The organism is Meiothermus sp. (assembly GCF_026004075.1).
Taxonomy (GTDB): domain Bacteria; phylum Deinococcota; class Deinococci; order Deinococcales; family Thermaceae; genus Meiothermus.
Map to the genome: position 1 here is coordinate 394,042 of NZ_BPIK01000002.1, position 17,975 is coordinate 412,016.

Consider the following 17,975-nt stretch of genomic DNA (forward strand, 5'->3'; position numbering starts at 1 on the left):
ATAAACTTTGGACATGTTTCACGGCAAAGTGGTACTAGTCACCGGCGCAGCCAGGGGCATTGGACGGGCCATCGCCGAGGCTTTTGCGGAGGAGCGGGCTCTTCTGGTTCTGTGCGACGTGCGGCCCGAGGGCCTCGAGGTAGCCAAGCACCTGGGAGGCTTATTCGTCTACGCCGACCTGGCCCAGCCCGAACACCGCGAGCGTTTTGTCGAGCAGGCGGTTAAGCAGTGGGGCGGGGTGCACGTCCTGGTCAACAATGCAGCCATCGCGCCGCCCGGCTCGGCGCTCAAGGTGGGGCTGGCCGACTGGCGGCAGGCCCTGGAGGTCAACCTGACCGCCCCCATGCACCTCTCGGCGCTGGCCGCGCGAGAGATGGTCAAAAACGGTGGGGGTGCGATTGTGAACGTAGCCAGCGTGCAGGGCCTGTTCGCCGAACAGAACAACGCGGCCTACAACGCTTCCAAAGGGGGCCTGGTCAACCTGACCCGCTCCCTTGCACTCGACCTGGCCCCCATGAACATCCGGGTCAATGCGGTGGCCCCTGGGGCCATCGCTACCGAAAACGTGCTGGAGGCCATTCAGATGTCCCCGCACCCCGAACTCACCCGCCAGGACTGGGAAGACCTGCACGCCCTGCGCCGCTTAGGCAGGCCCGAGGAGGTCGCCCAGGCGGTGGTGTTCCTGGCCTCCGAGAAGGCCAGCTTTATCACCGGCGCGATTCTGCCGGTAGACGGCGGCATGACCGCCAGCTTCATGATGGCGGGCCGGCCGGTTTAGCCAGCGCCTACTGTTCGTGCAGCAGCAGCTCGCCGCTGGGCTTTTCGCCCTCGGTGCCCCGGACGTTGGCCCAGTGTTTGAGCAGCTGGTCGCGGGCATCCAGAATGGCCTGCTGGATGCGGCCCAGTTCGGCACGGGAAAAACCGTTGTTGGACTGCAAGGCCAGCGGCTGCAGCGAGAACTTGGCCACATGCCCCTCGTGTTTGACGCAGATATAGGGGGGCTCGAGGTTATAGCCCGAGTTGACATAAAAGCGATACTGTCCCGAACGGTGAAGAGTAATCATATAGGGCTGGTTCCTCCTGTGGTGTGACAAATAACCGTGAATATAAAAGAAGACGTAACGCCATAGTAGCAAAAAGAAGCCCCGCCGGTATGAGATGGTGTTAATCTCCGTCGGGGCCTGTTGCATCCGAGGTAAACGGGGTTCTCTCCCCTGCGGCTTCGGGCGGCCTCAGTTCGGAGGACAGGCCGACTAGCGGCTAAACGACCAGGAGAGCACCTGGCCCCTGCGGTAGGGCATCACTCCATGAAAAGGCCGTGGATCGGCATCGAAAACCAGCGGCAAGAAGTACCGGTCGCCCGGCCACATGGGCAGCTCCTGGCGCAGAATTTTTTGGATGGGTACCCAGTGCAGCTCGCCTTCGCCGTTGGCTGTATGGGGGCTGCCTGTCCACTCCGTAATCAGAAAAATGAAGCCGAACCAGTCCTCGCCCTGCCGGCCAAACCCCGGCCAGGAAATGGTGCCGCGCAGGTTGAGTTGCAGTGCGGTGAGGCCGGATTCTTCCAGGATTTCCCGCCGCATGCCTGCCGCTACGTCTTCGTGGGGCTCGAGCTTGCCGCCCAGGCCGTTGTATTTGCCATAGGCCGGATCCTGAGGCCGGGCGTTGCGGTGCACCAACAACACCTCCTGTCTGTCTGGCGACAGAACGAAGCCCAGGGTAGCCAGGATGGGGGTATAGGGCATGAGCGCGCGACCGGGGCTACTCGCCTTTCCACAGGATGCGCCCACAGGAAGGGCAGCGCACCACCTTGCTGGCCTGGTGAACCTGCTGGGCCACGTGCATGGGAAGCTGCACATTGCAGGCCGTGCAGCGGTAGCCGCTGCCGGTTTTGGTCATTTTAGCCAGGCCGGTGCCTTTGCGGGCCCTGCGGATGGACTCGTACTCCTTTACGATGGCGCTCGGGATTGTAGCTGCCAACTGGTCGCGGTTGACTTTTTTAGTCTGGTATTGGACCTCGAGGGCATCCACCCGCTCCTGGTTGGCAGCTTCCAGCGCCTGGAGCTTGGGTCTGGCCTCCTCTACCTGCGCTTTGACCTGGGCCAGTTCCGCCTCTAGCTTTTCGATCTGCTCGAGCAGCGGCATAATCTGACCGACGATATCCTTATTGTTGCCCTCGAGGTCTTCGATCAGGCCCGACAACTGGCGAATCTGCTCGCCGTACTGGGTCTGCTCTTTAGCCCCGGTGGCCTGGGCCTGGGCTGCCTTGGCTTTTTCGCGCTTGCTTTTGAGGTCTTGCAGCTCGAGGTCGAGCTTGCTGTAGGCCAGGCGCACCTCGTTCAACTGCTCTTGCAAATCGCCCAGGTGGATTTCCAATTCCCTCAAGTGCACACGGGCCTGCGCCAGCTCCTCGGGTATGCGGGATTGATCTTCGCGAATCTGGTCAAGCTCGAGGTCGCGTTCTTGCAGGCGGTTCAACTCGGCCAGTGGGTCACTCACATCTATAGTCTAACACCCTCGAGCAGGCCAAAGGCTAGGGGCCTTCACCGGCCCAGCTTCCTAAACCGTTCCCAGTTTGGCCTCGTCGGCCAGATCGGGCGTTTCTTCTTCCGTCTTTTGGGCCTTTTTACCTTTGCCGGGCTTACGATCGAGCTTACGCACTTCCTCGATAAAGTTTTCCAGACTATCGAATTCGCGGTAGACCGAAGCGAAGCGAATGTAGGCCACCGGATCGAGTTCCTTCAAGAAAGCCAGCGAGCGCAGCCCGATCTCTTCAGAGGTAATTTCCATCTCTTTGACGGTATCTTCAAAGCCAAAAGCAAACTCCTGCAGCACCTCCGGGTCAATGGGACGCTTCTGGGCCGCTAGGCTCAAGCCCCGCAATAGTTTGTTGGGGTCAAAGGTTTCCTTGCGTCCCGAGCGCTTGATAACCAGGAGTGGCTCCACCTGGGCCCGCTCGTAGGTGGTAAAGCGACGCTTACAGGCCGGGCACTCCCGGCGACGTCGAATCACCGAGCCCTCGTCCGAAGGACGGGAGTCCAGCACGCGGCTATCGGGATGTCCACAGAAGGGGCAGTTCATAGACCTGACCTCAGCGTGCAGAGTGCAGTTTCTACCTCCTCACGGCAGCTCCCTCAGCAGGTCGTAGATTTCCGGCTGGTGCGGCGGCTCAGGCAGAAGAACCTCCAGGAGCTGGCCCCGCACCCCCTCTGAGACCATTGAACCAAGGGCTACCGCTACCCGCACCAGGGAGCGGTCGTGCTCTTCCCCCACAGGGTCGCGACTAGGGATGACCCCATTAACCCGCACGTTGGTGGGGAATATGCGGGTTGCGCCTTCTATCAGACCGCTTACCGCACCGCGAATGGCAGCTACATGGGGCTGTTCACGCTGCAAGGGCGGAAGTACCAGGGTGACAAATCCGCCTCCACTCAAGTAGCGCAAACCCTGCTGCAATACGTACAGGCTCGACTTTACATCGGCGTTGAGTAGGTCGTACCACTCAGCCTCTAATAGCTCGACAAAGGGGGTTTTACTCTCGGCGCTGGTTACGTGCACAATTCCATCGAGCATTCCGAATAGCTCCTCGATTTTCTCGAAGGTGTTCATCACATCCAGCACCACCGACATATCCCCCCGGATGGGGATGGCCGGCGCACCAAACTGCTCAACCTCCGAAGCAATGGCGGTAGCCATTTCTACGTCGGGGTCAACCGTAATAACCGTAGCCCCGTTGCGGGCATAGGAACGGGCGATAGAGCGCCCAAAACCACGCCCGGCGCCTGTCACCATGACGATGCGCTGCTCCAAACCCAACAAATCTCGTGAAAATTCGACCATTGCCCCTCATCATAGCGCAAAAGGCTGTGTAGGGCGTAGCACGAGGAACAACCCGTCTTGCGGAGTTTATTGAACCCGTGCTATATTTCAGAAGTTAGATAAACGTCGCAAAGGAGGTGAACCCATGACGATGATTTCCCACTTTATGCCTGCCCCTGGAGTCGCGTCGGTGGTTTGCCGCCCTACGGTTGCGTTAATGCCATAAAAGCATTCCCGTATATCCGAGCTGGGGGCGAATCCAAAAGCCCCCAGCTTTCTCATGGTCTTGCGAGAGGAGCGTGATGGAAGTCGTTCAAATCTGTAGAGTCTGGCAGATCGCCCAGGAAAACACTCCCCCATTTACTGAGGCTTTATATGAACATCCGTCCCTTCGACTTTTCCGAGGCCGACTACCAGGCCTATGCCACCGTTCGCCAGGCGGCCCACCCCGAAAGCCCGCTAGACCTAGCCGGGCTGCAACACCTGGATCGTACTCGAGCCCCAAGCGATGTGCTGGCGCGCTTTGTGGTCGAGCAAGCGGGGGAGGCTGTGGGGGTGCTGGAGTACGCCACCCCCTACTACGACCCCAAGCCGGGGGTGCTCGAGGTGGTCTACTACCTGCACCCCTACCACCAAGTTCTGGAAGGGCCCTTATGGCAGTTCTTGCAGGGGCACATCGCCCCACACCAGCCCCAAGAGCTACAGGCCACCGTGCGGGAAGACTGGCCCCAGTACCGCTTTCTAACCGCCCAGGGCTTTGTCGAGGTGGAGCGCCGCTGGGTATCGGTGCTCGACCTGGCCCATTTCGACCCCAGTGCCCTTGCACGCCCCCTACCGCCGGGTATTACCATCCAGTCCCTCAGCGCCCTGCCCTGGCAGGAGGAGGCTTTTCAGCGCGACCTGTACGCGCTGGAAATCGAGCTGCTGGGCGATGTACCCACCGCCGAGCCCATCACTCCCTGGCCTTTTGAGGTCTGGCAGGAGCGCAGCCTCAAAGACCCCAACCTGCTGCCCGAGGGGTTCTTCGTGGCCCTCGAGGGTGCGCATCTGGTAGGGGTGAGCATGCTCTTCAAGTCCCACCGCCCCCAGACCCTGCAAACCGGCCTCACCGGGGTGCGCAAAAGCCACCGCCGCCAGGGCCTGGCGCTGGCCCTCAAGCTGCGGGCAGCGGAATTTGCCCGGGCCTACGGAGCCCGGTACATCCGCACCTCCAACCATCAGAGCAACCGCCCCATGCTGGCCATCAACGAGGCCCTGGGGTTTGTGAAGGAGCCGGCCACGGTGTTGCTGCGTCTCAGTCCCGTACCCCAAAAACCCGGCCAATCAGGTAGTCAATGAGCAAAAACAGCACCACCAGCATCAGCAGGGCCCCCCACCAGGGGGTGTTGACCCAGATCAGCACGAAGGTGCGCTCGAGCAGTTTGAACAGCAGGAAACCAAACACCACCGTGGTTCCGATGGCGGCCAGCTTTTGGCGGATCTTTTGGCTCACGGCTCCAGCTTAGCATCCGAGGATGATATGAATAAACTAAACATCAGACCCTTTGAAGAGCGCGACTACCCGGCCATCGCCGAGGTGTATATAGCAGCCTGGCCCGACCAGGCCCACAGCGAGGCCAGCCTGCGCGAGCACGACCACCACGCGCCCGAGGTCAAGTGGGGCCGTTTTATAGCCGAGCAGGGCGGAGAAGTGGTGGGTGTGGGCGAGTACACCCAGTTTGAGGGCATGTACCACCCGCAGAAGTTTGGGGTCTGGGTGACGGTGAAGCCAGCTTTCCGTAGCCGGGGGATTGGCAAAGCCCTGTACCAGCAGGTGATGGAGGCCCTAAAGCCCCACGATCCCATCTCGATTCTGAGCAGCACCCGCGAAGACCAGCCCCAGGCCATAGCCTGGCTCGAAAAGCTGGGTTTCGTGGAGAAGATGAAGTACTGGGAGTCGCGCCTTGATGTGCAGAACTTCGACTTCGCTCCCTGGGCCGGCAAAATAGAGGCGGTGGAGGCCGCCGGTTTCCAGCTCAGAAGCCTGAAGGAGCTGGAGGCCGACCCCCAGCACCGGCAGAAGCTCTACGACCTCTGGCTCGAGGCCCGCTTAGATGTACCCCGTCCGGATGCCCTGAGCGAGGTGCGCTTCGAGGACTACTGCAAGTGGGTGTTTGAGAGCAACTACTACCTGCCCGAAGGCCATTTTGTGGCTATAGACAAAACCACCGGCCAGTACGTGGCCCTGAGCACCCTCTGGAAAACCGACGGCGACTATCTGCAAACCGGCCTCACCGGCACCCGCCGGGCCTACCGCCGTAAGGGCCTGGCCCTGGCCCTCAAGCTCAAAGGCATACAGCTCGCTCAAACCATGGGCATCCGCGAGATTCGCACCGGCAACGAGTCGAACAATCGGGCCATGCTTGCCATCAACGAGGCCCTGGGCTTTGTGAAGCAGCCCATCTGGACGGACTATGTGCTGGCGCTTGGGGAAGAGACCTCGAGCCCCGCCGAACAGGAGTTATCATGAGCTTTTCGATTCGACCCTTCACGCCCGCCGACTACCCCGAGCTGGCCCAGATTCGCAACGCCAACTGGCCCGACAACCCAGTGCTGCCCGAGACCCTCGAGGCCAATGACAAGCGCCTGAAGCCGGGGCTGGTGATGCAGCGTTTGATTGCTGAGCGCGATGGAGTGATGCTGGGTAACGCACTCTTTTTTCACATGGAGTGGATGTACCATCCGCAGAAGTTTTACGTGGGCCTTACCGTTGACCCTGCACATCAAAGAAAGGGTATCGGCACGGCTTTGTACCAAAAAATGATGGAGGAGTTGCAGCCCTACGACCCCATCAAACTGGTAGCTTCGACCAGAGCTGACAAACCCGCAGCCCTTAGATTCGCCGAGAAACGTGGTTTTATCGAGGAGTTCAGGGCCTGGGAGTCGAAGCTCGAGCTGGCCAAGTTCGACCCCGCGCAGTGGGCCAAGGACGTTGAAAAAGTGCTGGCTCAGGGCTACCAAATCAAGACCCTGGCTGAACTCGAGGATGATCCCGACTACGAGCGCAAAATGTATGAGCTAGATCACGCGGGCAGTTTTGATGTGCCGCTGCCACCCGGCGAGAGCTTCACCTTTCCTGACATGGAACGCTACTGGGAGAACGTCCGTTCCAACCCAGACTTCCGCCCTGAGCTGTGGTTCCTGGCGGTGAAGGACGGCGAGTACGCAGGCGTCTCGATGCTCTTCCACCGCCCCGCCGACAATGACCTGAATACCGGCTTCACCACAGTAAAGCGGGCGCACCGGCACAAGGGCGTCGCGCTGGCGCTCAAGGTCGCAGCACTGACCCACGCCAAAAATCTGGGTAAAACCGCAGTCCGCACCGAGAACGCCCAGACCAACCGCTCGATGCTCGGTATTAACGAAGCCCTAGGCTTCGAGAAAATGCCCGCGTGGATTGATTTGGTAAAGGTTCTGCGCAAGGAAAACTAGTGTGCTACCGATTCTGCTTATAACTGACCGAAAAGCAACGGAAAAGACCCTCGGTCGCCCCTCAGGCCAAGTCGCTTGCGCGATTCCGGCGAAGCCGGAACCTATTCGGCGCGGCAAGTGAGTGGCGCTTTATGCGCCACTCAAGCGCAGATTTAGTATGAGTTCCAAACCTTGTACAAAGCATTCACGGGGCTATTGAATGACCTTCGACTCGAGACCTTACAGGCCTGCCGACTTAGAGCCGCTGACCGCCTTCGTGATCGAGTGCTGGCGCCGCACCCCCACACCCAGCGAGCTTATGTGCCCCGGCGACTTTGTCTGGGGCGTGCTTCAAAATGCCAGCTACAAACCCGAGGAGGGGATTCGCATTTGGGAACAGGGCGGCGCGGTGGTGGGCTTCGTGCTCCAGAAACGAGCCAAGTTCGACCTCTACATGGCCCCGTGGCTCTCGCCGGAGGAACGGTCAGAGTTGCTTCGAGCGATGGTCACCCACGCCGAGACACACGCCCTTCGTCTCGACCCCACGGCTAGGGTCAGCACCAGCGCGGCCCGCAGCAACCTCGAGACCATCCAGACCCTACAAGCCCTCGGGTACGCCCAGAGCCCCTTCATGATGTACTTCCTCGAGCGCCCGCTGGACAAGGACATCCCCCCACCCAGGCTGCCCGAGGGCTTCGTGGTGCGCCACCTCGAGCCACATGAAATGGGGGAGCGGGTGGACATCCACCTCGAGGTCTGGCACCCTTCGCGGTTTTCCATGCAGAGTTACCTCAACATCCGCTCCGCCCCCCTCTACCGCCCCGACTTGGATCTGGTGACGGTCGGCCCCGAAGGCCGATTCGCCTCGTACTGCATCATCTGGTACGACCCGGTTAATAGGATCGGAGAGTTCGAGCCGGTGGGCACCCGCCCGACCTTCGAGGGCAGGGGCTTGGGGCGGGCGGTGCTGACCGAAGGTTTCCGCCGCCTGAAGGCGCTGGGGGCAAAGACCGCTTGCGTCGCCTGCGAGCCAGATACTTTAGAGTTCTACCAGTCCGCCGGATTCACCGAGGTCAACCAATGGCTAGACTTCAGCAAGACGCTTTGATCCGCCCCTTCACGATGCAAGCGCGCCCCCTGCTTCGCTCCGCTACGCCAACTACGCCCCGCTGTTGATCATCAACAAGAAGCTGGGGTTTGCAATGGGTACTACCCAAATCTCTTTTCGAAAACTGCTGAGGAGAACGGCTATGAAGCTAAAATCACTGGGCCTCCGCACCGAGCTGATGCTGCGTAGCTTCGAGAGCCATATCGAAGTCAAGCCCAGCTACATCGTGGTGCGCACTCCGCAAAACCCCACCTACCGCTGGGGCAACTACCTGATTTTCCAAGCGCCGCCCGAACCCGGCGATTTGCAACGCTGGAAGCAGATTTTTCACGATGAGTTGGGCTCGCTGAACCACTTTGTGTTTACCTGGGATTTTGTGAACGGTGAGCAAGGGGCAGCGCAGGAATTCCTCGAGGCGGGTTTCTGGTTGGAACAAACCGTGGTACTAACAACGCAGAAGGTTCATCCCCCCCGCACCCTAAACACCCATTGCCAGTGCCGCGCCTTCCATTCGGACACCGACTGGGCGCAGTGGCTGGAAATGGCGCTGATCCAAAACGCCGCCCTGCCTGCCGAAGAACGTGAGGGCGAAGGGTATGAAATCTTTCTGAAGCACAAAGCTGCCGAGTACCGACGCATGATTGCCGCAGGTTGGGGAAACTGGTTCGGGGCGTTTGTGGGTGGGAAACTGGCAGCTTCGATGGGGTTATTTGCCAAAGACGGGCTGGGGCGTTTTCAGAGCGTGGACACCCATCCCGACTTTCGCCGCCAGGGGCTGGCTGGAACCCTGCTATACCACGTTGCCCAATACGGCTTTGGTGAGCTGGGTGCAAAGGACTTGGTGATCCTGGCCGACCTGCACTACTTCGCCAAAGACCTCTACACCTCGGTGGGGTTCCGACCCACCGAACATCTGGTCGCCCTCGAGTGGGCCTTGGCATAACACCAGCGCCTTACAAAAGCCCCGTCAGCAGCCCCAACAGCCCCCCTCCAGCAATTACGATTACCACACTCACACCGCGGTAAATCAGGTAACAGGCCAGGAGCACCCCCAGGCCCCAGAAGAGCGAGTCCACGCTGAGCTGAACCAGCACCAGAACCATGCTGGCGCTCAGGCCCATGCTGATGGGCACCAGCGCCTTGCGCAGGGCCCGGCTCCACTGGGCTCTGGACATCCAGGCCCAGCCCCACACCAGCCACATGGCCCCCACCGCGCCGGGCAAAAACATGCCCAGGGCCGCGGCCAGGGCCCCGCCCAGCCCCGCCGCGCTCAGGCCGTAGAACAGCACCGCCAGCATATTGGGCCCCGGTACAAACTGCCCCAGAGCAAAACCATCGGCAAACTCCTGCCGGGTTACCCAGCCGTTGCCGATGATGACGCGGGCCATCTCGGGCAGGTTGGCCATGCCTCCGCCAAAACTAAGCACCCCAAAGCGCAGGAAGGCCAGGAAGACCTCGAGGGTTTCACCCACGGCCATCGGCCCCCATCTCGTGGCTTGGCCGACTTTGGGCGGGCTCCGAAGGCTTTTGCGCGGCTTCTTGCCAGTACAACCCCATTCCCACCGGAACCGTGAGCAGCAGCACCAGCAGCAATTGCCAGTGCAGCAGGCCATAGGTCACAAATACCACCAGCGCCAGCCCCACGGCCTTGAGGGAGTCTAGGGCGATGGGGGCCTGGCGCAGCATGGTGGCCAGAATGAGGCCGATGGCCGCCGCCGCCACCCCGTTGAGGGCGCTCTCGGCCAGTGAGCCGGGCACCGCTCCAAAGCGAAAATAGGCAAAGCTCAAAAGCAGCATCAGCAGAGCCCCAGGGGTCAGTACTCCCAACAGGGCTAGCATTCCACCCACCACCCCACCCAGCCGCGTCCCGATGTGGGCGGCGGTGTTGGCGAACACCGGCCCCGGCAGGATGCGGCACAGCGCGGTGGTCTCCAAAAACTCCCGCTCGTCCATCCAGCGGTGCTTCAGCACAATGCTCTGATAAATCTGGGCCTGTCCACCCCCGCCAAAAGCCACCAAACCCACCTGCACAAAAGCCAGAAAAAGTCGGCTGCGCGGCACCTTCACCCTTTGGATGATACACTGTCGGGCGGTGCATTACGTCGTCGGCGACATCCACGGCTGCCTTCAACCCCTCGTCCGGCTCCTGCAGCGCGAGGGCTTTTTGGGTGAGGGGCTCGAGTGGACCGGGGGCCAATCCCAGCTCTGGTTCCTGGGCGACTACACCGACCGCGGCCCCGATGGGGTGGGGGTGATCGAGCTTTTGATGCGCCTGGAGCTCGAGGCTTCCGCCGCTGGGGGCGCTGTGCATGCCCTCCTGGGCAACCACGACCTCATGCTGCTGGCCGCACATCACTTTACCGATACCGAGATTCCCAGCTTCAAGCGCCAGGGCCAAAGCGTGACTTTTCACCAAATCTGGAAACAGGTCGGCGGCCAGGCCCGGGATCTCGAGCGCCTGAACGAGGCCCACATCGAGTGGCTCTCCAACCGCCCCGCCCTGGCCCGGGTCGAGAATACGCTGCTGATGCACGCCGACAGTTTGTTTTATCTGGAATGGGGCGACAGCCTGGAGCAGATTAACCGCAGCCTGCGCGACATCCTGCACTCGGACAGGGTTGAAACATGGGATCACCTGGCCGAGCAGTTCGCCAGCCGGTTTGCTTTCCTCGAGGGGGGCACCGCCCTGACCGAGGAATTTCTGGGGCAACTGGGCGGCCACCGGCTGGTACACGGCCACACCCCTATCTACAGCCTGATTGGCTACCCGCCCCAGAGGGTGTTCTACCCGCTGGAGTACAACGATGGCCTGTGCTTCAACGTGGATCACGCCCTGTGGCGCGGTGGGCCGGGGTTTACATTCCACCTGGGCCCCTAGGCCCATAATGGCAGAGGGTATGCTACCTTATCTGCAACTCTCCGGCCCGCCCTACGAGCAAGGCCATCAGCAAGGAACCGCCTGGGCCGGGCAAATCGCCCACAACCTCGAGCTCTACTTTCGCCGCTTCGAGGTGGAGTGCAGGCTCTCCCCCAGCGAGGCCCGTGAACGGGGGGCTCGCTACTTCCAGGCCATCCGGGCACAAAGCCCAGCCTACGCACAGGGCATCGAGGGCATCGCCGCGGGGTCGGGGCAACCCCTGGTAGATATCGCCACCCTCAACGTGCGCTACGAGATCGTCTACTACCAGTTCGCCCAGGACACCCCCCCGGTCTACCTGCCCCACGAGGCCCCCAACGGCTGCACCGCCTTTGCCCTGATGCCCGCCCACAGCGCCGACGGCCACCTGTGGCTGGGCCAGAACTGGGACTGGATGGAAGGGGTACAGGGGGCCCTGCAGCACGTCACCGAGCCCGACGGAACCCGCATCCTGGCCTTTACCGAGGCCGGAATTTTCGGCGGCAAGATCGGGCTCAACTCCCACGGTCTGGGCCTGTGCATCAACGGGCTGGTCTCGGTAGGCGACAACTGGGCCGGGCTGGGCAAGCCCTTCCACCTGCGCACCTACGAGGTGTTGCGGCAGAAAAACCTCGAGGCTGCCCAGGCCGTGGTGCTGGAAGAACCCCGCACCGCCTCGGGCAATTTCCTGCTGGGGCAGGGGGCCCAGGCTGTGGATATCGAGGTCTCCCCCCAGGGCGTCTGCCGCTGGCAGGACGAGCGCCAGCTGGTGCACGCCAACCACTACCTGGCCCCCGAGCGCTACGGCATCGAGGTGCCGCCCATCGAGTGGCTCGACCGCTCGCACCACCGGGCCGAGCGCCTGGCCCTGCGGCTGGGCGAGGTGGAAAAACCCGGCCTGGAAGACTTCAAAGCGGCCCTGTCCGACCGGGATGGCGCTCCTTATGCGGTCTGCCGCACCGCCAGCCCGGAGGAATACGCGCTGGGCGAGCCCTACCGCACCATCGTTTCGGTGATTATGAACCTGGGAACAAAGGAGCTCTGGATCTCCGACGGGCCCCCGCACGAGAACCCCTATGTGCGCTACCAGGTTTGAGTATACCTGGATAGGAGACCTACCCCATTACGATGCCCACAAATACGCTGCACAGTGAGCAGAGATTTACCCATGTACGCTTACAAGGCATCCGTGGGAACCGCCACTGGTAGCTAGAATAGTCCTATGGCCCGCATCCAGGTGGCCCAGGGCGACATCACCGAGTTTGCCGGCGACGCCATCGTCAACGCAGCCAACAACCACCTCATTCTGGGAAGTGGGGTGGCCGGGGCCATCCGGCGCAGGGGCGGCCTCAGCATTCAGGAGGAATGCGACCGCCACGGGCCCATCCGGGTGGGCGAGGCGGCCCTCACCGGGGCCGGCCAGCTACCCGTGCGCAAGGTAATTCACGCGGCGGTGCTAGGCGACCAGCCCGCAACCCTGGACACCGTCCGCAGCGCTACCCAGGCCGCCCTGCGGCTGGCCCTGGAGCACCGGCTCTACAGGCTGGCCTTTCCCCTGCTGGGCACCGGGGTGGGCGGGCTGGACGTGCCCCAGGTGGCAGAAGTCATGCTGGAGGAGCTCGAGGCCGCCCCCGACCCGCTGGAGATCACCCTGTACGGCTACAGCCCGGCCGACGCCGAGGCCATCCGGCAGGCCCTGGCCCGGCGCCACTAACCGCCTCGCAGGCCGCGAAACAGCCGGGCGGTGTTGGCCGCTGCCGCGGCGTAGAGCAGGGCCCCCACAAAAAAAGGCAGCCCCACCAGCCAGGGGGCCACTTCGGGCCTCGCTACCACCGAAAAGAGGAACCCACCCAAAAGACCGCCCACCGCCACCGTCAGGCTTTGCAGACCGGCCAGCGCCCCTTGCAGGGTGCCCTGCTCTTGAGGCGAAACCTCGCGGGTCAGGAAGGACTGGATGAGGGGCTGGCCCAGGTTGCTCAGGGCGGCCAGGGCGATGATGGCGTACATCATCCAGCCCTGGGTCGCCAGACCGTACAGGGTGAAGGAGAACAGCCCCACGCTCTGGGCCAGGATCAGCGCCCGGCGCTCCCCCAGGCGGGCCACCACAGGCCGAACCAGCCCGGCCTGGACAATCACGCCGCCCAAGCCCACCAGAAACAGCGAGAAGCCCACCTCGAGCGGCTTCCAACCAAACTTATAGGCGGTATACAGAACCCAGACGCTCTGCAAAGCCCCGAAAGCCAGAAAGATGAGCGAGAGGCTCAGGGATAACCCCCGCAAGATGGGGGTTTTCCGCAAGACCCCCAGGGCCACAAACGGGTTGAGCGAGCGGGCCTGGGTGTTGCGGTTTTCCGGCTTGAGCGACTCGGGCAGCACAAAGTAGCCATACAAAAAGTTGAGGAAGGCCAGCCCCGCCGCAAAGTAGAAGGGCAGGCGCAGGTCAATGTTGCCCAGCAGCCCTCCCAGCACCGGCCCCAGCACGAAACCCATCCCAAAGGTGGCCCCAATCAGGCCAAAGTTGCGGGCCCGCTCTTCGGGCCTGGAGATATCGGCAATGTAGGCGTTGGCGGTCGAGAGGCTGGCCCCCAATGCCCCGGCAATCACCCGCGCAGCAAACAGCACCCAGATGGACTGGGTGAGGGCGGCAATCAAATAATCCACGGCGGTGCCCACCAGCGAGGCCAGCAGCACCGGGCGGCGCCCGTAGCGGTCGGAGAGCATGCCCAGGATAGGGCCAAAGGCGAATTGCATCACGGCGTACACCGCAAAAAACAGGCCGTTGAGCCGGGCCCCCGCCTCCACGCCGCCGGCCAGGGTCTCGATGAGCTTGGGCAAGACCGGAATGACCAGACCCAGGCCCATCACGTTGATAAGTACCGAAATCAGGATGAAGGGAATAGAGGCGCTCTTCGACATGACCGCGCCATTATGACACCCGCGGCCCGGGCGGATTGGAAGCACAGGCTCATCCAGGCGATAAGCTAGTAAGCGTGCTGCTGAAGCATCTGGAAGACACCCGTTCGGTTGCCCACCGGCTCGCACAAAGCCTGCCCGAAGGGGCGCTGGTGCTGCTTACGGGGCCCATGGGCGCGGGCAAGACCACCCTGGTGCAGTTCATCGCCCAGGCCCTGGGGTTCCAGGGCGAGGTGACCAGCCCCACCTACACCCTGATTCACGAATACCCCAGCCCGCAGGGCCTGATCGTGCATATCGACGCCTACCGCATGGCCGACCAGGAGGAGCTTTTTAATCTGGGCCTCGAGGACTACCTGCCCGAGGCCCGCCTGGTGCTGATTGAATGGGGGAAGCCTGAGGTGTTCCCGGATAGCCTGGAGATCCGCCTGACCCCTACCGAAGATGGACGGAGGCTCGAGATCATCCCCCACGGCCACGCGCCGCTCCCGAAACTGGCCTGAGCACCCCACGGGCAGCTTCGCCCTTGGGGCCCGTCGCGGCCAACCAAGTTTTGCTGTTCAGAAAGCTATTTGTTCCCCAGAATGAGGAAAAATCCGTTGTGGGGCACGGGGCTCTTTTTGGAGGGGTGACCGGTTGGTCATATAATGGGTACGACCCCTCGAGGTTAAAGGAGGCAGTTCATGCGAAAAGCCCTAGTCATCCTGATCGTTTTGTTGGGAGCGGCGCTGGCCCAGGGTCAGGTCACCATCACCTACTGGCAGTACGACTTCAGGAGCAAGGTTGAGGCGGTGAACGAGCTGATCAAAAAATTCGAGGCCGCCAACCCCGGCATCAAGGTGCAGCACCAGACCTTCCCCTTCGATGCCTACCAGCAAAAAGTGGCTTCCTCGATTCCCGCGGGCCAGGGGCCGGATGTGGTCAACCTGTTTTATGGCTGGCTGCCCACCTGGGTCAAGGCCGGGTATCTGCAACCCATGCCCGCCGAGTACATCAAGGTGCTGGATAGCGAGTTCTCGAGCCTGGCCCAGGCCGCCAAGGTAGGGGGCAAGCTCTACGGCATGCCCACCGCGGTGCGTTCGCTGGCCCTGTTCTATAACCGTGACCTCTTGAACGCCGCCGGCTTCAAGAACCCGCCCAAAACCTGGGACGAGTTTCTGAGCATGGCAGCCAAGCTGACCATCAAGGACGGCAACAGGTTCACCCAACTGGGCTACGCCATGGCCCCCGACGGGCAGGATCACCACCTGGTGCGCGAGGTGCTGATCCGGCAGTTTGGCGGGCGGCCCTACTCCGACGATGGGCGCCGGGTACTTTACGGCGATGCCGCTGGCCTCAGGGCCTTCACCTTCTACACCGACTGGCTCAAAAAGTACAACGTGGGCACCCTGGGCAACCAGTTCTTCCCCGGCAACAACGCCTACCGCGACGCCTTTATCGCCGGCAAGGTGGGCATGATTATTGATGGCTCGTTCGCCATCGGCACCATCCGCAGCGGGGCCAAGTTCAACTGGGGTGTGGCCGAGCTGCCCGTAGAAAAAATTGGCGCCCGCAAGGTGAACTACGGCTCCTTCTGGATGCACGGCCTGACCCCCCTGGCCACCGGGCCCAAGCAGGCGGCCTCGCTCAAGTTCTTGGAGTTTCTGGTCTCCGAGGAAACCCAGCGCTACTGGCTCGAGAAGGTGGGCGAGCTGCCGGCCCGCAAAAGCCTGATCAAAGACCCCAAACTCACCCTGGACAAGGTCTTTGGCCCCTTCGTGCTCTCGCTGGCCTATGCCAAAGCCACGCCTTTTGTGGATGAAATCGGGCAGCGCAAGGTCATGACCGATGCCATCAACCGGGTGCTGCTGGAAAACAAAGACCCGGCGGAGTCCTGGCGCATGGCCGTGGCCGAGGAGCAAAAGCTGCTGGACGCGTTCTGGAAGTAGCGCACCCGGCTCGAGGGATTCTTCGCCAGGGGGCGAGGAATCCCTTTTCCACCCAACACAAGCGACTATGAGGGGACTTTGGAGTCCGGTATGGCATTTTCTATGAGACCCTCTGAGCCCACCCGACGCGGCGTATCGCTGGCGACCCGCGAGGCGCTGTGGGCCCTGGCCTTCCTAGCCATCCCGCTGGCCTTTTTCCTGTTTATCCGCATCTGGCCGGCCTTCCAGGCCCTGTGGCTCTCGCTCTTCAACTGGCACGCCGACCCCAGCCAACGGCCTTTTGTGGGCCTCGAGCACTACCACCAGATGCTGGACGACCGGCTCCTGCTCAAAGCCCTGCAAAACACGCTGGCCTACACCCTGCTGGGCGTTCCCCTGCAGCTATTGTTGGGGCTTTGCATCGCCCTCTTGCTGAACGCGGTAACGCGCTTCCGGGAGGTGTTCCGGGCCATCTACTTTGCGCCCTACGTGACCCCTGCGGCCGCCATCGCCTGGGTGTTTAGCTGGATGCTCTCGCCCAATTTTGGCATTGTCAACGAAATTCTGGGGGTGTTCGGTATCCCGCCCCAGCCCTTCCTGACCAGCCCCTCCCAGGCCCTGGTCACCGTGACCATGGTGGTGGTGTGGCAGAACCTGGGTTTTCAGGTGGTGCTATTCCTGGCGGGCCTGCAAAACATTCCCCGCGACTACTACGAGGCCGCCCGCATAGATGGGGCCAGCAACTGGCAGCTCTTCCGCCACATCACCCTTCCGCTTTTGAACCCGGTGATGGTCTTCTCGGCGGTGATCGGCACCATCGGCTTCTTACAGCTGTTCACCCAGGTGGTCAACCTCAACTTCACCGACCAGGGCGGGCCGCTGGGCTCGACCCTGACCCTGGCCCTCTACATCTACCAGCAAGCCTTTGCCCGGTTTGACCTGGGCTATGCCGCCGCCATCACGGTGCTGCTGTTTGTGATTATCCTGGCCATCACCCTGGTGCAACTGCGGCTTTTGTCTCGGCGGGTGGAGTACTGATGAAACGCCTGTCCACGCTCCTGATCTACCTGCTGCTCATCCTGGGCAGCCTGGTGATGTTTTTTCCGTTTGTGTGGATGTTCCTGACCTCCCTCAAGCCCTTCGCCGAGATTTTCGAGCTCAGGGTGCTGCCCCAGGCCCCTACCCTGGACAACTACCGCGAGGTGCTGTTCAAAACCCAGTTTCCCCGCTGGTTCCTCAACAGCCTGATTGTGGCGCTCATCACCACGGCCTCGGTGCTGTTCTTCGACGCACTGGTGGGCTACACCCTGGCCAAGCTGCGCTTTCCCGGCAAGGGGTTCATTTTTGTGCTGATCCTTTCGACCCTGATGGTGCCCACCGAGATGCTGATCATCCCCTGGTACGTGATGAGCACCGAGTACGGCTGGAGCAACACCTACTGGGGTCTGCTGTTTCCGGGCCTCATCAGCGCTTTTGGGGTGTTTCTGATGCGGCAGTTTTTCCAGACCCTGCCCACCGACCTGCTAGATGCCGGGCGGATAGACGGGCTGAGCGAGTTTGGGGTGTTCTGGCGCATCGCCTTCCCACTGGTGCGCCCGGCCCTGGCGGCTTTGGGTATCTTTACCTTTCTGGGCAACTGGAACGCCTTTTTGTGGCCCCTGATTGTGGTACAGACCGCCGATATGCGCACCATACCGGTGGGGGTGGCGCTGTTCTCGAGCGAGGCCGGCACCGCCTGGAACCTGATTATGGCGGCCAGCAGCCTGGCGGTGCTGCCGGTGCTGCTGGTCTTCCTGTTCTTCCAGCGCCAGATTATCGAGGGCGTGGTGCTGACCGGGGTCAAGGGCTAGAGCGGTTCTCGGAAAGAGCTGAGCAATCTTCA

Annotated in this window: 22 protein-coding genes; 13 read left to right on the top strand and 9 right to left on the bottom strand. The window is 61.9% G+C overall.

Features of this window, described 5'->3' with window-relative positions; genetic code table 11:
* Positions 1–7: 7 nt before the first annotated feature.
* Entirely contained in the window at positions 8–778 is a 771-nt protein-coding gene (locus tag Q0X18_RS14295; protein ID WP_297563553.1) for an SDR family NAD(P)-dependent oxidoreductase, read from the top strand.
* Positions 779–785: 7 nt separating this feature from the next.
* Here Q0X18_RS14295 and Q0X18_RS14300 read toward each other — a convergent pair whose 3' ends face one another.
* From Q0X18_RS14300 to Q0X18_RS14320, 5 genes are all read right to left on the bottom strand, one after another.
* Complete coding sequence (locus tag Q0X18_RS14300) at positions 786–1,064, bottom strand: DUF4160 domain-containing protein (RefSeq protein ID WP_297563555.1); 279 nt, start codon at positions 1,062–1,064, stop codon at positions 786–788.
* Positions 1,065–1,253: 189 nt separating this feature from the next.
* Entirely contained in the window at positions 1,254–1,745 is a 492-nt protein-coding gene (locus Q0X18_RS14305; RefSeq protein WP_297563556.1) for an 8-oxo-dGTP diphosphatase, read from the bottom strand.
* 16 nt (positions 1,746–1,761) lie between these two features.
* Positions 1,762–2,499 (bottom strand): zinc ribbon domain-containing protein, encoded by a 738-nt coding sequence (locus Q0X18_RS14310; protein WP_297563558.1) that lies wholly within the window; start codon positions 2,497–2,499, stop codon positions 1,762–1,764.
* Positions 2,500–2,559: 60 nt separating this feature from the next.
* A complete protein-coding gene (gene nrdR / locus Q0X18_RS14315) occupies positions 2,560–3,081 on the bottom strand; it encodes a transcriptional regulator NrdR (RefSeq protein WP_297563561.1) in 522 nt (173 codons plus the stop codon).
* A gap of 39 nt (positions 3,082–3,120) precedes the next feature.
* Complete coding sequence (locus Q0X18_RS14320; protein WP_297563562.1) at positions 3,121–3,840, bottom strand: SDR family NAD(P)-dependent oxidoreductase; 720 nt, start codon at positions 3,838–3,840, stop codon at positions 3,121–3,123.
* Positions 3,841–4,194: 354 nt separating this feature from the next.
* Between Q0X18_RS14320 and Q0X18_RS14325 the strand changes: the two genes are divergently transcribed.
* Complete coding sequence (locus Q0X18_RS14325) at positions 4,195–5,157, top strand: GNAT family N-acetyltransferase (RefSeq protein WP_297563563.1); 963 nt, start codon at positions 4,195–4,197, stop codon at positions 5,155–5,157.
* Here Q0X18_RS14325 and Q0X18_RS14330 read toward each other — a convergent pair.
* On the bottom strand, positions 5,114–5,311 hold the full coding sequence (locus Q0X18_RS14330) for a hypothetical protein (protein WP_297563564.1): 198 nt from the start codon (positions 5,309–5,311) through the stop codon (positions 5,114–5,116). The two genes, Q0X18_RS14325 and Q0X18_RS14330, sit on opposite strands and share 44 nt — an antisense overlap.
* Positions 5,312–5,338: 27 nt before the next feature.
* On the opposite strand from Q0X18_RS14330, the gene Q0X18_RS14335 reads away from it, so the two are divergent.
* The 4 genes from Q0X18_RS14335 (at position 5,339) to Q0X18_RS14350 (ending at position 9,320) form a co-directional block, all read left to right on the top strand.
* Entirely contained in the window at positions 5,339–6,328 is a 990-nt protein-coding gene (locus Q0X18_RS14335) for a GNAT family N-acetyltransferase (protein WP_297563565.1), read from the top strand.
* Positions 6,325–7,290 (top strand): GNAT family N-acetyltransferase, encoded by a 966-nt coding sequence (locus Q0X18_RS14340; protein WP_297563566.1) that lies wholly within the window; start codon positions 6,325–6,327, stop codon positions 7,288–7,290. The genes Q0X18_RS14335 and Q0X18_RS14340 overlap by 4 nt, the downstream gene beginning before the upstream one ends.
* 199 nt (positions 7,291–7,489) lie before the next feature.
* Complete coding sequence (locus Q0X18_RS14345) at positions 7,490–8,377, top strand: GNAT family N-acetyltransferase (protein WP_297563567.1); 888 nt, start codon at positions 7,490–7,492, stop codon at positions 8,375–8,377.
* A 142-nt stretch (positions 8,378–8,519) separates the two neighbouring features.
* Complete coding sequence (locus Q0X18_RS14350) at positions 8,520–9,320, top strand: GNAT family N-acetyltransferase (protein ID WP_297563569.1); 801 nt, start codon at positions 8,520–8,522, stop codon at positions 9,318–9,320.
* 10 nt (positions 9,321–9,330) lie between these two features.
* Here Q0X18_RS14350 and Q0X18_RS14355 read toward each other — a convergent pair whose 3' ends face one another.
* Both Q0X18_RS14355 and Q0X18_RS14360 read right to left on the bottom strand, forming a co-directional pair.
* A complete protein-coding gene (locus tag Q0X18_RS14355) occupies positions 9,331–9,855 on the bottom strand; it encodes a chromate transporter (protein WP_297563570.1) in 525 nt (174 codons plus the stop codon).
* On the bottom strand, positions 9,842–10,444 hold the full coding sequence (locus Q0X18_RS14360; protein WP_297563571.1) for a chromate transporter: 603 nt from the start codon (positions 10,442–10,444) through the stop codon (positions 9,842–9,844). Before Q0X18_RS14360 ends, Q0X18_RS14355 begins: the two co-directional genes overlap by 14 nt.
* Positions 10,445–10,469: 25 nt before the next feature.
* On the opposite strand from Q0X18_RS14360, the gene Q0X18_RS14365 reads away from it, so the two are divergent.
* From Q0X18_RS14365 to Q0X18_RS14375, 3 genes are all read left to right on the top strand, one after another.
* Positions 10,470–11,255, top strand: a complete 786-nt coding sequence (locus Q0X18_RS14365) for a metallophosphoesterase family protein (protein ID WP_297563572.1) — start codon at positions 10,470–10,472, stop codon at positions 11,253–11,255.
* Between the two features lie 19 nt (positions 11,256–11,274).
* Positions 11,275–12,369, top strand: coding sequence for a C45 family peptidase (locus tag Q0X18_RS14370; RefSeq protein WP_297563574.1), 1,095 nt, complete (start codon positions 11,275–11,277; stop codon positions 12,367–12,369).
* Positions 12,370–12,495: 126 nt separating this feature from the next.
* Complete coding sequence (locus Q0X18_RS14375; protein WP_297563575.1) at positions 12,496–12,987, top strand: macro domain-containing protein; 492 nt, start codon at positions 12,496–12,498, stop codon at positions 12,985–12,987.
* On the opposite strand, the gene Q0X18_RS14380 is transcribed toward Q0X18_RS14375, so the two are convergent.
* Positions 12,984–14,189, bottom strand: coding sequence for a TCR/Tet family MFS transporter (locus tag Q0X18_RS14380; protein WP_297563576.1), 1,206 nt, complete (start codon positions 14,187–14,189; stop codon positions 12,984–12,986). The two genes, Q0X18_RS14375 and Q0X18_RS14380, sit on opposite strands and share 4 nt — an antisense overlap.
* Positions 14,190–14,263: 74 nt before the next feature.
* Between Q0X18_RS14380 and tsaE the strand changes: the two genes are divergently transcribed.
* The 4 genes from tsaE (at position 14,264) to Q0X18_RS14400 (ending at position 17,943) form a co-directional block, all read left to right on the top strand.
* A complete protein-coding gene (gene tsaE, locus Q0X18_RS14385) occupies positions 14,264–14,689 on the top strand; it encodes a tRNA (adenosine(37)-N6)-threonylcarbamoyltransferase complex ATPase subunit type 1 TsaE (RefSeq protein WP_297563578.1) in 426 nt (141 codons plus the stop codon).
* Between the two features lie 180 nt (positions 14,690–14,869).
* Entirely contained in the window at positions 14,870–16,114 is a 1,245-nt protein-coding gene (locus Q0X18_RS14390) for an extracellular solute-binding protein (RefSeq protein WP_297563579.1), read from the top strand.
* A gap of 102 nt (positions 16,115–16,216) precedes the next feature.
* Positions 16,217–17,131 carry a carbohydrate ABC transporter permease gene (locus Q0X18_RS14395; RefSeq protein ID WP_297563581.1) on the top strand — a complete coding sequence of 305 codons (915 nt, stop codon included), beginning with the start codon at positions 16,217–16,219 and terminating at the stop codon, positions 17,129–17,131.
* On the top strand, positions 17,131–17,943 hold the full coding sequence (locus Q0X18_RS14400) for a carbohydrate ABC transporter permease (RefSeq protein ID WP_297563583.1): 813 nt from the start codon (positions 17,131–17,133) through the stop codon (positions 17,941–17,943). The genes Q0X18_RS14395 and Q0X18_RS14400 overlap by 1 nt, the downstream gene beginning before the upstream one ends.
* Positions 17,944–17,975 lie beyond the last annotated feature (32 nt).

Excerpts from the sequence above, each read along its gene's own strand:
- Q0X18_RS14300 (WP_297563555.1), bottom strand. The coding sequence starts at position 1,064 with ATGATTACTCTTCACCGTTCGGGACAGTATCGCTTTTATGTCAACTCG.
- Q0X18_RS14305 (WP_297563556.1), bottom strand. The coding sequence starts at position 1,745 with ATGCCCTATACCCCCATCCTGGCTACCCTGGGCTTCGTTCTGTCGCCA.
- nrdR (WP_297563561.1), bottom strand. The coding sequence starts at position 3,081 with ATGAACTGCCCCTTCTGTGGACATCCCGATAGCCGCGTGCTGGACTCC.
- Q0X18_RS14320 (WP_297563562.1), bottom strand. The coding sequence starts at position 3,840 with ATGGTCGAATTTTCACGAGATTTGTTGGGTTTGGAGCAGCGCATCGTC.
- Q0X18_RS14325 (WP_297563563.1), top strand. The coding sequence starts at position 4,195 with ATGAACATCCGTCCCTTCGACTTTTCCGAGGCCGACTACCAGGCCTAT.
- Q0X18_RS14335 (WP_297563565.1), top strand. The coding sequence starts at position 5,339 with ATGAATAAACTAAACATCAGACCCTTTGAAGAGCGCGACTACCCGGCC.
- Q0X18_RS14340 (WP_297563566.1), top strand. The coding sequence starts at position 6,325 with ATGAGCTTTTCGATTCGACCCTTCACGCCCGCCGACTACCCCGAGCTG.
- Q0X18_RS14345 (WP_297563567.1), top strand. The coding sequence starts at position 7,490 with ATGACCTTCGACTCGAGACCTTACAGGCCTGCCGACTTAGAGCCGCTG.
- Q0X18_RS14350 (WP_297563569.1), top strand. The coding sequence starts at position 8,520 with ATGAAGCTAAAATCACTGGGCCTCCGCACCGAGCTGATGCTGCGTAGC.
- Q0X18_RS14355 (WP_297563570.1), bottom strand. The coding sequence starts at position 9,855 with ATGGCCGTGGGTGAAACCCTCGAGGTCTTCCTGGCCTTCCTGCGCTTT.
- Q0X18_RS14370 (WP_297563574.1), top strand. The coding sequence starts at position 11,275 with ATGCTACCTTATCTGCAACTCTCCGGCCCGCCCTACGAGCAAGGCCAT.
- Q0X18_RS14375 (WP_297563575.1), top strand. The coding sequence starts at position 12,496 with ATGGCCCGCATCCAGGTGGCCCAGGGCGACATCACCGAGTTTGCCGGC.
- Q0X18_RS14380 (WP_297563576.1), bottom strand. The coding sequence starts at position 14,189 with ATGTCGAAGAGCGCCTCTATTCCCTTCATCCTGATTTCGGTACTTATC.
- Q0X18_RS14390 (WP_297563579.1), top strand. The coding sequence starts at position 14,870 with ATGCGAAAAGCCCTAGTCATCCTGATCGTTTTGTTGGGAGCGGCGCTG.
- Q0X18_RS14395 (WP_297563581.1), top strand. The coding sequence starts at position 16,217 with ATGAGACCCTCTGAGCCCACCCGACGCGGCGTATCGCTGGCGACCCGC.
- Q0X18_RS14400 (WP_297563583.1), top strand. The coding sequence starts at position 17,131 with ATGAAACGCCTGTCCACGCTCCTGATCTACCTGCTGCTCATCCTGGGC.